12 protein-coding genes are annotated in these 13,809 nt (G+C 43.5%); 8 read left to right on the top strand and 4 right to left on the bottom strand.

Annotated elements, in window-relative coordinates:
* The first annotated feature begins 1 nt into the window (after position 1).
* From HM131_RS17605 to HM131_RS17590, 4 genes are all read left to right on the top strand, one after another.
* Positions 2–1,369, top strand: a complete 1,368-nt coding sequence (locus HM131_RS17605) for a (Fe-S)-binding protein (RefSeq protein WP_085032097.1) — start codon at positions 2–4, stop codon at positions 1,367–1,369.
* 5 nt (positions 1,370–1,374) lie between these two features.
* Positions 1,375–2,841 (top strand): FAD-binding oxidoreductase, encoded by a 1,467-nt coding sequence (locus HM131_RS17600; protein WP_085030998.1) that lies wholly within the window; start codon positions 1,375–1,377, stop codon positions 2,839–2,841.
* A gap of 21 nt (positions 2,842–2,862) precedes the next feature.
* Positions 2,863–3,639 carry a fumarylacetoacetate hydrolase family protein gene (locus tag HM131_RS17595; protein ID WP_085030997.1) on the top strand — a complete coding sequence of 259 codons (777 nt, stop codon included), beginning with the start codon at positions 2,863–2,865 and terminating at the stop codon, positions 3,637–3,639.
* A gap of 536 nt (positions 3,640–4,175) precedes the next feature.
* On the top strand, positions 4,176–5,966 hold the full coding sequence (locus tag HM131_RS17590; RefSeq protein WP_085030996.1) for an L-lactate permease: 1,791 nt from the start codon (positions 4,176–4,178) through the stop codon (positions 5,964–5,966).
* Between the two features lie 23 nt (positions 5,967–5,989).
* On the opposite strand, the gene HM131_RS17585 is transcribed toward HM131_RS17590, so the two are convergent.
* Genes HM131_RS17585 through HM131_RS17575 form a run of 4 tightly spaced genes read right to left on the bottom strand, consistent with a single transcriptional unit; the run spans position 5,990 to position 9,984 of the window.
* Entirely contained in the window at positions 5,990–7,129 is a 1,140-nt protein-coding gene (locus HM131_RS17585; RefSeq protein WP_198162669.1) for a GerAB/ArcD/ProY family transporter, read from the bottom strand.
* Positions 7,126–7,299 carry a hypothetical protein gene (locus tag HM131_RS20990; RefSeq protein ID WP_198162668.1) on the bottom strand — a complete coding sequence of 58 codons (174 nt, stop codon included), beginning with the start codon at positions 7,297–7,299 and terminating at the stop codon, positions 7,126–7,128. Before HM131_RS20990 ends, HM131_RS17585 begins: the two co-directional genes overlap by 4 nt.
* The gene (locus HM131_RS17580) at positions 7,283–8,485 is read right to left on the bottom strand and encodes a Ger(x)C family spore germination protein (RefSeq protein ID WP_085030994.1); all 1,203 of its coding nucleotides are present in this window, start codon (positions 8,483–8,485) and stop codon (positions 7,283–7,285) included. Before HM131_RS17580 ends, HM131_RS20990 begins: the two co-directional genes overlap by 17 nt.
* A 5-nt stretch (positions 8,486–8,490) precedes the next feature.
* Complete coding sequence (locus HM131_RS17575; protein WP_085030993.1) at positions 8,491–9,984, bottom strand: spore germination protein; 1,494 nt, start codon at positions 9,982–9,984, stop codon at positions 8,491–8,493.
* Positions 9,985–10,181: 197 nt separating this feature from the next.
* Here HM131_RS17575 and HM131_RS17570 point away from each other — a divergent pair, with 197 nt between their 5' ends.
* From HM131_RS17570 to HM131_RS17555, 4 genes are all read left to right on the top strand, one after another.
* Positions 10,182–10,667 carry a divergent PAP2 family protein gene (locus tag HM131_RS17570; protein ID WP_085030992.1) on the top strand — a complete coding sequence of 162 codons (486 nt, stop codon included), beginning with the start codon at positions 10,182–10,184 and terminating at the stop codon, positions 10,665–10,667.
* An 80-nt stretch (positions 10,668–10,747) separates the two neighbouring features.
* Complete coding sequence (locus HM131_RS17565; protein WP_085030991.1) at positions 10,748–10,972, top strand: hypothetical protein; 225 nt, start codon at positions 10,748–10,750, stop codon at positions 10,970–10,972.
* A gap of 154 nt (positions 10,973–11,126) precedes the next feature.
* Positions 11,127–12,599, top strand: coding sequence for a protein adenylyltransferase SelO (locus HM131_RS17560; protein WP_085032095.1), 1,473 nt, complete (start codon positions 11,127–11,129; stop codon positions 12,597–12,599).
* 131 nt (positions 12,600–12,730) lie between these two features.
* Positions 12,731–13,627 carry a cupin domain-containing protein gene (locus HM131_RS17555; protein WP_085030990.1) on the top strand — a complete coding sequence of 299 codons (897 nt, stop codon included), beginning with the start codon at positions 12,731–12,733 and terminating at the stop codon, positions 13,625–13,627.
* Positions 13,628–13,809 lie beyond the last annotated feature (182 nt).

Raw genomic sequence — 13,809 nt, 5'->3', positions numbered from 1 at the left:
AATGGTAGAGTCTGAAAACAAATCGAGCCTGCCTTGTTCATCGACCAGTTTAAGCAATTATTTTGAAAAAGATCATCCGGATGAAGAAAAGTGGGCGGATTGTGTTCACTGTGGAATGTGTTTAGAGGCTTGTCCTACATATCTGGAAACGGGGCAGGAACAACATTCTCCCAGAGGCCGAGTGCACTTGATAAAATCCGTTGCCGAAGGAAAACTCAGCCTCGATGAGCAGTTGGCCGATCCAGTCTTTCAATGCCTTGATTGTCGGGCCTGTACAACGGCTTGCCCGGCAGATGTGGATGTCGGCGGTTTGATTGAGGAAGCACGGGGGCAGATCCGTGAAGCAATGCCGTTAAAAGGTTGGAGAGGTGCGGTAAGCAACTTCTTCTTAAAGGGACTTTTCCCGCATCAAAATCGCATGCAAACGATCAGTGGACTGCTTAAATTTTATCAACAAAGCGGCGTTCAAAAAGTAATCCGTCAAACGGGGGCCCTAAAGGTTATGCCTTCGCATCTCGCTGGGATGGAGTCAATCATGCCTGAAGTAAAGACTTCTGTACAGAAAAAGTATAAAGATATCGACGTCATTCCTGCAAAAGGGACACCGAAAGCCCGTGTTTCAATGCTGACAGGGTGTATTATGGACGTCATGTTCAGTGATATTAATGAGTCGACCATCAATGTATTGACTCACAACGACAATGAAGTTGTCATTCCTAAAAGTCAAACGTGCTGTGGTGCTCTGCATGTGCATGCTGGAGATCGAGATACAGGAAGGAAATTGGCCAAGCAGAATATCGAAGCCTTTAAGGATTCTGAGAAAGTCATTGTCAATGCAGCGGGATGTGGCTGTGCATTGAAAGAGTACCCGGAATTGTTCAAAGACAATCCGGAATGGAAAGCAAAAGCGGAAGAGTTTTCGGGAAAAGTTGAAGATATATCCAAATACTTATATGACAGTGGTTATGAAAAACCGAAAAGCGAGATCCATAAGCGGATCACGTACCATGATGCCTGCCATTTAGCGCATGGACAAGGCGTACGTCATGAGCCGCGCCAGCTTCTAAAAGACATACCGGGAGTGGAGTACACGGAACTTTCCAATGCAGATACGTGTTGTGGAAGTGCAGGCATCTACAATTTAACTAACCCTGAAATGGCGGGAGCGGTTTTAGACAGGAAGATGGAGCATGTGCCAGAAGATGTCGAGATGATCTCAATGGGGAACCCTGGTTGTATGCTGCAGATGGCGATGGGTGTACAAAAATACGGCAGACGAAGCGAAATCGTTCACACGATCCAGTTGCTCGACTGGGCCTATCAAAAAGACAAGCAGGCTAACGAAAAACCAGCAACGGTGAAAGGGTGACACGAATGTTTGGAAGGACTAAGAAAAAGAAAACGTATGAAAATCCGCACATTGCCCGGCTGATCGAGATTGTAGGGGAAAAAGAGGTGCTTCATGAGCAAGGGGATCTCTTATCCTATGATTGTGACGGCTTCACGGTCCATAAGGCGATGCCGAAAGCCGTTGTTTTTCCAAAGAATACCGAAGAAGTGGCAGCAGTCGTCCGCTATTGTGCTGCGAATGATATTCCTTTTCTGGCCCGCGGTGCAGGCACAGGGTTGAGTGGAGGAGCGATACCGCTTAACAATGAAGTCATTATCAGCTTAGTGAAAATGAAACATTTGCTAAGTGTTGACTATGAAAACCGTCAGGCGGTGGTGCAGCCAGGATTTGTCAATTTGAAACTGACGAATTCCATCTCAGACAAAGGGTATTATTATGCTCCTGACCCCTCGAGCCAGTATGTGTGCACGATCGGGGGCAACGTTGCTGAAAATGCTGGAGGAGCCCACTGTTTAAAATACGGAGTTACAACGAACCACATTTTAGGGCTTGAGGTCGTACTGCCGAATGGAGAAGTCATAGAAATCGCAGAAGATGGAGTCCCTGACAGCCCTGGTTATGATCTGATGGGGCTTTTGACAGGGTCTGAAGGGACGCTGGGAATTGTCACGAAAATTACGGTGAGAATTTTAAAAAACCCTGAAGGCAAGCAGACGGTACTTGCCTATTTTGACCGTGTAGAAGATGGCAGCCGCGCCGTTTCTGACATCATATCTGCTGGCATTGTACCAGCTGCTCTTGAAATGATGGACGAGACAGCCATCGAGGGCGTCGAAGCTGGAGCATATCCTGTCGGTCACCCTGATGATATAGAGGCACTCCTGCTCATCGAAGTGGATGGAATCACTGCAGGACTTGAGGAGCAGATCGAGCAGATTCTCAAGGTATGTAAAGCTCGGAACGTAAGAGAAGTGAAAGTAGCCGAAAGTGAAGAAGAACGAGGACGATGGTGGGCCAACCGTAAGACGGGATTCGGAGCGATGGGAGCTATATCACCGGACTACCTCGTTCAGGACGGAGTCATTCCGCGAAGTACATTGCCGGAAGTGCTAAAAAATATCTCCGATATCAGTAAGGAATCAGGATTAAGAATTGCAAACATCTTCCACGCAGGAGATGGCAACCTTCATCCACTTATCTTATTTGATTCTCGTATTCCTGGCGAAACAGAAAAAGCATTAAAAGCTGGAACTGCGTGTTTGAAAGCCTGCGCAGACGTCGGAGGTTCGATTACGGGCGAGCACGGAGTTGGCATTGAGAAAAAAGAAGAAATGAGGTTCATTTTTTCAGATGAAGAATTGGAAGCACAGTTGAGGATTAGAGAAGTATTTAACCCTGATGACTTGCTAAATAAAGGGAAGTTATTTCCCACACCGAGTCGCTGCATGGACGTAAAGAAAATCGTAAAAGACACCGTAGCTGTCAAATAAAAATTATAGGAGTGAATAAATATGAAATTTACGAGATTTACACATAAAGGTGAGATCCATTACGGAGTAGTAACAGGTGATGATATCAGTGTGATTGAGGGAGATTTATACGAGGATTGGAGTTATTCCGGTGAAGTGCTTCCGCTCGAGCAAGTGCAGTTGTTAGCACCAGTTGAACCGAGCAAAATTATCGGGATCGGTGCCAACTACGTAGGCAGCACAGAGGAAAGACCAGAAGAGCTGCCGGAAATCCCCGTATTTTTCTTCAAGCCTTCTTCGTCTATGATTGGACCCGAAGCGGAAATTATCATTCCTGACTTGGTGGGCGAAGTGAAGTTTGAATCAGAATTGGCGGTTGTTATTGGCAAAGAAACCCGCAACGTGGCTGAAGAAGATGTACTGGATCATATTTTTGGGTACACCATTGGAAACGATGTGACAGCTCCTCAATTTTTCCATGAAGATGGGCATTGGACCGTAGGGAAGTCGTTCGATACGTTCACGCCTATTGGTCCATATATCGAAACAGAGCTGGATCCTTCTCAGGTTTCTGTGAAAGCAGATATCAATGGTGTTGAAACACAAAACAGCCCGACGAACCTGATGATTGTGCCGCTTGCCCATATGGTATCTTATTTATCAAAAGTTATGACGCTGGAGCCTGGTGATGTCATCTTGACAGGAAGTCCTTTAGGGGCACACTTTGTGAAAAACCAAGATGTGATTGAGTGCAAGATTGATGAAATAGGTACGTTGAGAAACCGAACGATCAAGTCCTCGGTTTCAGTAGAATCGTAGATGAGCATAGTACTAATGGAATAATAGGTTATCCGTATGATAATCAGCTCGTTTTCATCCGGATAACCTTTGCTCCGTTAGTGCTGAAATCTTTATGTAAGAGGTTAAGAGCAGTATTCTAGTAGACTAAAAATTTTTGGGAGTTAGGGTCTTTGGCATAGAATACGAATAGTTACAACGCTTAGCCACTCTCGTAATAAGCAGGGAAACAGTGGAATGAAAAGATCCCTTTTTCTTAAAGCACCTAGGAGACTTACTGTGGAGGGAAGAAAGCAAAGCCTGGACTCCATGATCACGGATGGGATGAGATGCGTTTTTTATCAATAGTTATCGAAACAAGTAAATATTACTTAATTTTCCGAATATTGTTGAAAGTAAGGTCATCTGATCTTATAATGATCTTATGATATAGAAAGCGCTTACAAACATGCGTATTTTTTTACCGTGGAAATGAAGCGATGTTTCTTAATAAGAAACAGGGAGGATAGAGGTTATTGGTCGTGTCCTTTAGACAAAAAACCAATGGAGGGTGAATCATGAACACCGGAACTTTAGCGTTATTATCTCTTTTACCGATTGCTGCTGTAGGTGTTTTTCTCGTAGGTCTCAGGTGGCCGGCAAGTAAAGCGATGCCGATTTCGTACATAGTTGCCGTTTTACTCGCTTTGTTTGTGTGGCAAGTACCTGGAGTTACTGTCGCTGCTGCCTCAGTCAATGGATTGGTTGTTGCTGCTACACTTCTTTATATCATCTTCGGCGCGATACTTTTATTGAACACGTTGCAAGAAAGTGGCGGGCTAAAGACGATCCGAGAAGGATTTGTTGGCGTCTCTCCAGATAGAAGGATTCAGGTGATCATCATAGCCTGGCTGTTTGGTTCTTTTATAGAAGGATCTGCTGGATTCGGAACGCCGGCAGCTGTAGCTGTTCCTTTACTTGTTGGACTTGGTTTTCCTGCAATGGCCGCTGTTGTCGCTGGAATGGTCATCCAAAGTACACCTGTTTCATTCGGTGCGGTAGGTACGCCGATTCTTGTCGGGGTTCAGACAGGATTAGCTGCTGATGCAAGTATTACCGATAATTTTCTTAGCCTCGTTACAATGGTCGGAGGACGGGTCGCCATTCTCCATGCGATTGTCGGAACGCTTGTCCCACTGTTCGTTGTTGCTCTTATGACTAGGTTTTTCGGGAAAAACAAATCATTCAGTGAAGGAATTAAAGTTTGGAAATTCGCTCTATTTGCTGCATTAGCCATGACTATTCCTTATGTTATCGTCGCTAATGTGCTTGGTCCAGAATTTCCTTCAATGGTTGGAGGTCTCGTTGGTCTAGCTATTGTTGTCCCTGCAGCAAAAAAAGGATTCTTGATGCCGCCTAAAGAGGAGTATTGGGATTTTGATGATCAATCAAAATGGGACCCATCCTGGACGGGTAAAATTGAGATTAAAGATGTTGCGCACAAAAGCGGTAAGATGTCTATGGTACGGGCATGGACACCATATATTTTAGTTGGTTTATTCCTAGTTTTGACACGTCTGAAGTCATTGCCGTTTCTTGAGTGGATTAAGTCATGGAATGTGACGTTTCCATCTTTATTCGGAACGGACATAACGGCGAGCTTCCAACCGCTTTATCTGCCGGGAACGATTTTTGTCATCGTTTCTCTACTTACATTTGCTATTCACCAGATGAATGGACAGTCCTATAAAAAAGCTTGGGCCCATTCAGGGAAAACGATGATCCCAGCCTCGGCAGCACTTGTGTTTACAGTGCCGATGGTTCAGGTTTTCCTGAATTCAGGAGGGGGTACGGCAGGTTTTGAGAGCATGCCGATCGAGCTTGCCAACGGAGTTGCGGCCTTGACTGGAGACTTTTGGCCATTATTCTCCTCTTTTGTAGGAGGCATGGGGGCCTTTATTGCAGGAAGTAATACCGTCAGTAATATGATGTTTTCTCTATTTCAATACGATGTAGGCTCGCAAATGGGAGTAGATGCCACCTGGATTGTTGCCCTTCAAGCCGTAGGAGGAGCTGCAGGCAATATGATTTGTGTGCATAACGTCGTTGCTGCTTGTGCAGTCGTAGGTCTTGTCGGACAAGAAGGAAACATCATAAGAAAAACGCTGCTTCCATTCGTTTACTATGCCACCTTTGCAGGGGCGCTCGGGTATTCGATTGTTTGGACGGCGGAAAAAGGAATCTTCAATATTGGTACGATCATTGTAGCCATCATTACAACGCTGGCTGTTTATATTATCGCTACGAATAAAAGAAGAGATCCAGTTCGTAATCTTGAAAATCAAAAACGGTATAAAGCCGTTAAATAGTAAGAAAGCCAGGCCTTAAAAATTCAAGGCCTGGCTTTTTGCATAGAAGAGTGATCGTTTCCTGGTTGCTGTCCCTGTCCTGATTGTTTTTTCTTCCTCAAAAACCCAATTAGGAAGACAATTATTAGTACACAATACAGTGTAATCCAGTACAACGTCCAGCTCGACGTCACAAAATTGCTGAAATCCATAACTGTCTTGTGAAGATGGTTACTCATTGCCCAGATTAAAATGGCAATGGGAACGATAAAAGGTCTGTAGCTCTTCGAATTGGATAGGTGTTTAAATCCCATCATTACGACAAGGAAACAGACGGTAGTTTTGAAAAATAGTCCTGTGATCCAGGCAAGTGCGATTAAGATTTCAATTCTTTCAAAGATGGTGGTAAATTCTATATCTCTCAAAACCGAATAAGTAGGATAGGTCTCCCTTGCCACAATATAAGCCCCGTCGTTTCCAATGATAAGCAATACGGCAATGACAAGAGTGAGGCCTCCAAAAAGGAGCCCGGATAAGTAAACAACAGACAACTGTTTCTTACGTTGAACATAGTGAAAGAAATTCCCTAATAACAAAGCTTCAATAAAGGGGAAGCCTAGTGTCGCATAGGCTCCTTTGAAAAATGAAGGGAAAGGAGTGTAGAAGATAGGTTTTAATTCAATAAAACTGAAATCTTTGATGATCAAGAGCAAAGATCCCCCAACGATGAAAAAAAGCAGCGGCGATAACAATTCGTTTAAGAGAAATAAGTTTCTTACACCGTGGAGGGCCGTAAATGCTACAAGCCCAATCAACAGAACTTGATAAGTCCAGGGATGAGCATTGGGAAATACACTGGAGACGATGAAATTACTCAAGTTTCTTACAACCATAGCCGCAAGATGGAGTGCATAGAACATAAGCACAATATTCAATAAGGTACCCATCCATTTACCAGCAGCGCGGTCAATTAGACTGAACAAAGAAGGGTACTGGTGTTTTCGTAAAAGGAGAACATAAACAAAATTCAGTAACAGACCAATAATCAACGCAAGAAGCATAGAGAGCCAGCCATCCTGCTTTGCAGCTACCACGGTCAACGCTGGAGCCATCAAGATGGAGCTGAAGATGACAAAGTTTGTGGTTACCGTAAACAACTGGTATTTTGTTAATTGAATGTTCATGATGACCCTCCAAACAGTGCGGTATAGATGGGTTTGTAAATGGCTCTCAGCCACTGGGTGATAGGAAAAAAGGGGCGGTCTAACAAATAGCCGATCGTGTAGTACATCGAAAACAGCCAGGCACCGATAATGAACCCTTTTTCTTTCCATGTTTTATTTTTTTTCTTCATTATTATCAACCCTCGCTCCAGGCGATTCCAAATATACGTGGACTTGAGTGTTTATTTCCATATTTTTATATAAATTTTCCCAGTCATCTTTCACTTTTTCCCATTGTTTCGTTTCATTTCTGAAAAGTTGGTTTCGTATTCCAAAATAATCCAGTTGTAATTCCTGGGCTTTCTCTATGGAGGAAGTAAGGTCTTTTTCCAATGTTTTATTTACGATTTGCTGCAGTTCTTCTACCCCTTGGTTCGTTGATAGCTTCATCGGACACGTAAATCCTTTCAACGTAATCTGGGCTCTCAAGTTGATATCGTACGTTAACTTTCCCTTTTGAAGCTTTGGTTTAAAGTCCTTTTTCATTTCTTTTAAACTAAAACCTATCGTTCCTTCTCCTTCACTACAGGGAACGGAATAGGTCAATGTCTGGCCTGTATGATTGGTGAGAATCGCGAAACTCTGGGTCTCTTTTCCCGTGAGCCAGTCCACCAGATGGTTATTTTTAAATGCAGCTACACCTGTTAACCGTACGGCATTTTTATTACCTTCAATGTTATTCAGCACTTCTGCATTTGTAGATTGAACTTCAACATCAACTTTCTCGACACCAAGAGCTACAGGGTCACGATTGTCCCCAAAACTCCATTTAATAAAATCCTCCAGTTTGATGCCATCCTTCATACCATGAGCTTCTCCGGCTATACTGACCATCCGATCAATAGTAAACACTGAAGAATTTTCTATAGGAGTAAATAAGTTCATGATCGATTCTGCTTTTTCCCCCTTGGCTATAAAAAACAAGTAACTGTCCCTGATTTCATAATGCCTCTCCATATAGTCTATTAACTCTTTCACGCCTTGGTTTCTTGCAAAACCCTCACCTACGACCAGAGCTGATATATGAGCGAAAAAGGGCCTCCGTCCAAGCAATTCGTTCACATTCGAAAAGGCTTCAATCACATCTTTGCCTTCACTAACAAACGTATAACTGGGAGCCTGATTGCTGCCTCCGGTTTCTTGGCCACTTGAATTGGCTTGCGGGTTGGTTGCTTTAAGGATGATTTTTACCCCGCCATTTTCTCCCTCATCAATACCAATCCCAGATAGGATGAGCAATTCATCCAGTTCGTTTTGAGCGCTGCATCCGCTTAGAAAAATACTGACTGCTAATACAAAGAAATAAAAGATTTTCATAGGAATCAAGCCCCCTGGTTTCTCCTTTTCTTACGACTCGTCCACCATAAAGGGAGACGGAAAAAGGTATCCTTTTGCTGCTTTTTGGAAAAAGGGGCGAATGGAGCCATGTAGGGCTGTCCCAATGATTCCAGTGATACCAAATGGATACATAAGGCAAGAGTAAAGATGAGCATGCCATAAATTCCTGAAGTAGCAGCAAAAATCATGAGCACAAAGCGAAGCATCCTAGAGGACCCTGCAATCGAATAATAAGGGCTTGCGAAACTCGCGATGGCTGTTAAAGATACAACGATGACAATTGCAGGGGAAACGAGTCCAGCTGATACAGCAGCTTCTCCGATAACGATCGCCCCTACAATTGAAACAGCGGGGCCGATGGGGCGGGGCATTCGTACTCCAGCTTCTCGAAGAATTTCGAATACAGTCTCCATTACTAAAGCTTCAATTAATGCAGGGAATGGAATACCCTCCCGCTGGGCTGTCAAGCTGATCAATAATTTCGTCGGAATTAATTCCTGATGAAAGGTAGTTAAAGCTACATACGTCGCTGGCAATGCAAAAGAAATCCAAAATGCAATGAATCGAATAATTCGGATGAAGGTGGCTAAATCAAACCGGTTGTAATAATCCTCAGCGGTTTGGAAATAGGAAATAAATGTTACCGGACCAATGATGGCAAAAGGCGTCCCTTCCATCATTATAGCCAGCTTTCCTTCCACAAGCGCTGCACTGACAACATCAGGGCGTTCCGTATTTGAAAGTGTTGGTATAGGGGAGTAGCCTTTCGTTTCAATTAATTCCTCAAGCATCCCTGTTTCAAAAACTTCCCGTGGCTTTACATTAGTCAATCTTTCTACTGCGGTCTCTAACGCATCCTCGTTAACCAGGCCTTCAATGTAAGCAATAAGGACCGGCGTCTGGGTGATTTCACCTATAAGAAATTGTTTAAACCTGAGTGCTGGATTCGAGATGCGTCTTCGAATTAAAGTCGTATTAATAGCAAGTGTTTCGACAAAGCCTTCTCTTGGACCTCTAATCATGGTCTGGGAACTTGGTTCTTCGATTGCTCTCGTTTCCCACCGCTGATCAGCGGTGATAAAGGCTTCTTCTCCTTTTTTAACGAATAAGATGACACTTCCACGTAGTAATTGGTCCAGGATGTTGGAAAAATCGGATGTTCTACTAAATTTTTTTGGGAGTTGAATGTGCTGTTGGAAATCGCGTTTTCCAAAGTCCCATGGAGACTGATGTTCTTTGAACCAGTCCATAAGCGGGAGAATCACCGTCATCTCCAGCTCGTCATTGCTAATCATTCCATCTATATAACAAACGGCAAAAGCATTATGTTTGAATGTGTATACTTTTGAGACCAGGTCAAGGGGATACCCTAGACTTTTGGCGACCTGATTGACGTCTTTTTCCACATCCCCTGAAAGGCTCAGATGACTGTACTTACCTTTGCTCAGGTGAGGTGGAAAAGTCTGATCCTTTCCCATAATAAAACTCCTGTCGTTTTTTAACTATTCTTGGTAAAATGCCCATCTTTTATACTAGCCAGGAGTGATAGGATCATAAGTCTGCCTCAAGACCATGCGTTCTTATAAATGTGCAGATCCGTAGCATAAAATGATTCTCTCAAGGGTAATCAAATAAGAAATGCTCAAGTTGAAAGCAATGAATGGAGGAATCGATTATGCAAAAAATGAACCGGGGACTATTGACGGCGTTATCATCGATCGGTATTGCACAAGCATTAAAAATCATTACCTATAAAAGGATGACAGGAGATTGGGATGTGAAGCAGGTGGCGACAACTGGAGGGATGCCAAGCTCTCACTCGGCAGGGGTTTCCGCGCTGGCAAGTTATATTGCATCCAATAAAGGGTCACGTCATACGGAAACAGCGCTTGCTGTCACCTTTGGTGTGATTGTCATGTACGATGCCCAGGGGATTCGCAGGCATACGGGGGAAATTGCGCAGCTAGTCAACGACCTGGAAGATAACTTTGCTGAGATTGCCGGAGATTTTCCAAGTTTCGAATTTGTTGAACGAGAAAAGGAATTAAAAGAGTTGTTAGGCCACCAGCCGATTGAGGTTCTAGGCGGTGCAATTTTAGGTGGTGTCTTAGGCTTTCTTTCTGCAAAATTTGAAAACAGACGGTCTAATAACGAAGGATAGAAGGGATTCTATTTGGATAGGAACTAGTCGTCGTATAAAAAGATAAGGAACGAGAAGATTAAGACCAGGAGGTGCTTGAGATGACAAAGCATAATCATCCTGGTCATGATCTGAAGAACGATACATTCGCAAGTTCAGGGACGAACATTGATGCAGTCAAATGCCAAAACGAACGTTCAGGCTTGTCATATAATGAAGTCAAAGAGCTATTGGCTAAAACAACTGGCGGACGCGGCACAAGTATCTACAGTGATACCAATGTGGAAGAAGTAAGAAAAGGAAATCAGCATTCCCAACGCGACTGACGGTAAAAGTGCCTGCCCAGTAATACTGTGCAAGGCACTTTTATTTTTAACATAAAGGGACTACGATAGAGAAAAGAGGATAATCAAAGAATGAAGTAGAGAGGCTAATGGAGTGTTCTTTACGATTAAGTCAAATCATAAAAAGGTGATCGATATGGCAAAAGAGAAGCAAACCTTAGCGACGGAATGGAATTTTGACAACAGTTATGCCCGCCTTCCGGATATGTTTTTTTCAAAAGTTACACCGACTCCTGTGAATTCACCGGAGTTGGTTGTTTTCAATAAGCAGTTAGCGGAACAGTTAGGATTGGACGTTGAGAAACTGGAAACGGAAGCTGGTGTAGAGGTACTGGCTGGTAACAAAGTTCCTGAAGGCTCCCTTCCTATTGCCCAAGCTTATGCGGGCCATCAATTCGGGCATTTTACGATGCTTGGAGACGGTCGGGCCGTATTACTTGGGGAACAGATTACACCATCAGGAGAACGAAAGGATATTCAGCTTAAAGGATCAGGTCGCACCCCTTACTCACGTGCGGGCGATGGTCGAGCCACACTTGGCCCAATGCTTCGTGAGTATATCATAAGTGAAGCGATGCATGGTTTAGGTGTTCCAACGAACCGTAGTCTTGCTGTCGTGAAAACGGGCGAACCGGTCATTCGTGAAATAGAACTCCCTGGCGCCATTGTGACACGAGTAGCGGACAGCCATTTACGGATAGGTACGTTTGAGTTTGCGAGAGGACAGGGAGAAGAGGAGCTTCGAGCGTTGACTGACTATGCGATCGAGCGCCATTATCCAGAGCTAAAAACAGAAGAGAATAAATATGTTGCGTTTTACCGGAAAGTCTTAAATCGTCAGGCCGCATTGATTGCTAAATGGCAGCTGATCGGATTTATTCATGGCGTCATGAACACGGATAACATGACGATCTCTGGAGAAACCATTGATTATGGTCCTTGTGCATTTATGGATGAGTATGACCCGGAAACTGTATTCAGTTCCATTGATATCCGTGGCCGCTATGCGTATCAAAATCAGCCGCCGATTGGAAAATGGAATCTTGCGCGCTTTGCGGAGACTTTATTACCGCTTTTCCATGAAGATCAGGATGAAGCGGTAGAAATTGCTCAGGATGCCATCAAAGAGTACGATGAGTTGTATTATAGTCACTGGCTTAAGGGTATGAGAGCTAAACTCGGATTCTTAGATGAAAAGAGTCAGGATGAACCGCTGATCGACGACTTGCTCGGGATCATGCAAAAGCATAAGGCAGACTTTACGAATACGTTTCGTGCGTTAACTTTTGATAAGCCAGAAAATACCCCTATGTATGAAACAATGGAATTCACAAATTGGTACGAGCAGTGGAAGAAAAGGCTTGAGAGGCAAGAAGGATCTAAAGAGTCTTCCCGAGAATTAATGAAAAAATCAAATCCTGCTGTGATCCCGAGGAACCACAGGGTGGAGGAAGCCTTAGAAGCCGCAGTTAGTCATGAAGATTATTGTGTCATGGAGCGGCTCCTAAACGTACTTTCAGATCCTTATGCACATTCTTCTGATCAGGAGGAATACGCGAAGCTGCCTGAGCCATCAGACCGTCCATACCAAACGTTTTGCGGGACGTGATCACTTAAAAGAAATCACCAATAAAAGGTGATTTCTTTTTTTACATAAAAGGACCTTTCCAAGCATTGAAGTACATTCACTGGCAATGATGCATAGGATACTTCTAGAAATTTTCGAAAGGGATGAGTTGAATGTACTACGGTAATCCTATGTATCAAAATCCTTATTACGTTAACGTTCCTATTAATGACTCCTATTACAGGTCAGAAAACAACGAGCAAGTCATAGAAGCTTTACTTACTGGAATCAAAGGGGAAGCGGAATCGATTGATTTATGTAGTCGGTTAGCTAATGCTGCACCAAGTCAAAATCATAAAAATGAAATTTTACAGACGATAGAAGAGGAAAAGAACCATTTGAACCATTTCACTAATCTGTACGTCTCACTTACAGGAAACCAACCTGAATATGAAATCAATAAAACAGGTTTCGACAGCTACCAAGAAGGACTCCAAAAAGCTTATCAAGCAAAATTAGAGAATTATGAAGCTTATCGGCAAAGTTATTTACTTACCCAGCATACACCGCTTCGGGATGTATTTGGAAAGGCATGCAACGACGAGGCTGCTCACGCCTATCGCATAAGTGCATGGGCAAACCGCCAAGATGGCCGCATTGATTTGAAGGATTATGGAAAACAACCATTCGTTTTAAATATTGACGAAGCGACGAAACAGAATGATACGTTCCGGACAGCCTTATGGACAGGGGATCACTTGCAAGTGACATTAATGAGTATCGGTGTCGGTGAGGATATTGGCTTGGAGCTACACCCTGATGTGGATCAATTTTTACGGGTTGAACAGGGGCAGGGCCTGGTTCAAATGGGGGACACAAAGGACCAATTAGATTTTCAGGCAAACGTTTATGATGACTATGCCATTATGGTTCCAGCGGGTAAATGGCACAATCTAACCAATACGGGGAATCAACCACTTAAGCTTTACAGTATCTATGCCCCGCCTGAGCACCCATTTGGTACGGTTCATCCGACGAAAGCAGACGCTATGGAAGCGGAGCAAATGTAGGCTTGGTTGTATTCTTCAGTTTTTGACCGGTTTTGTGTGAAAATGGGCTGAATGTGACTGAGAGTGAGCGATTCCTATTAGCCTTTGAGTGAGAACCTCCAGAATTTCGTTGATTCCTTTCACATAATTATACGACTTTCTGATAAAAATAAGATTGTTCGATTACTTTTTACAGGAGTTGA

The sequence above is a fragment of the Halobacillus mangrovi genome (assembly GCF_002097535.1).
GTDB lineage: Bacteria > Bacillota > Bacilli > Bacillales > Halobacillaceae > Halobacillus > Halobacillus mangrovi_A.
This window is presented reverse-complemented; position numbering and strand designations above follow the sequence as displayed.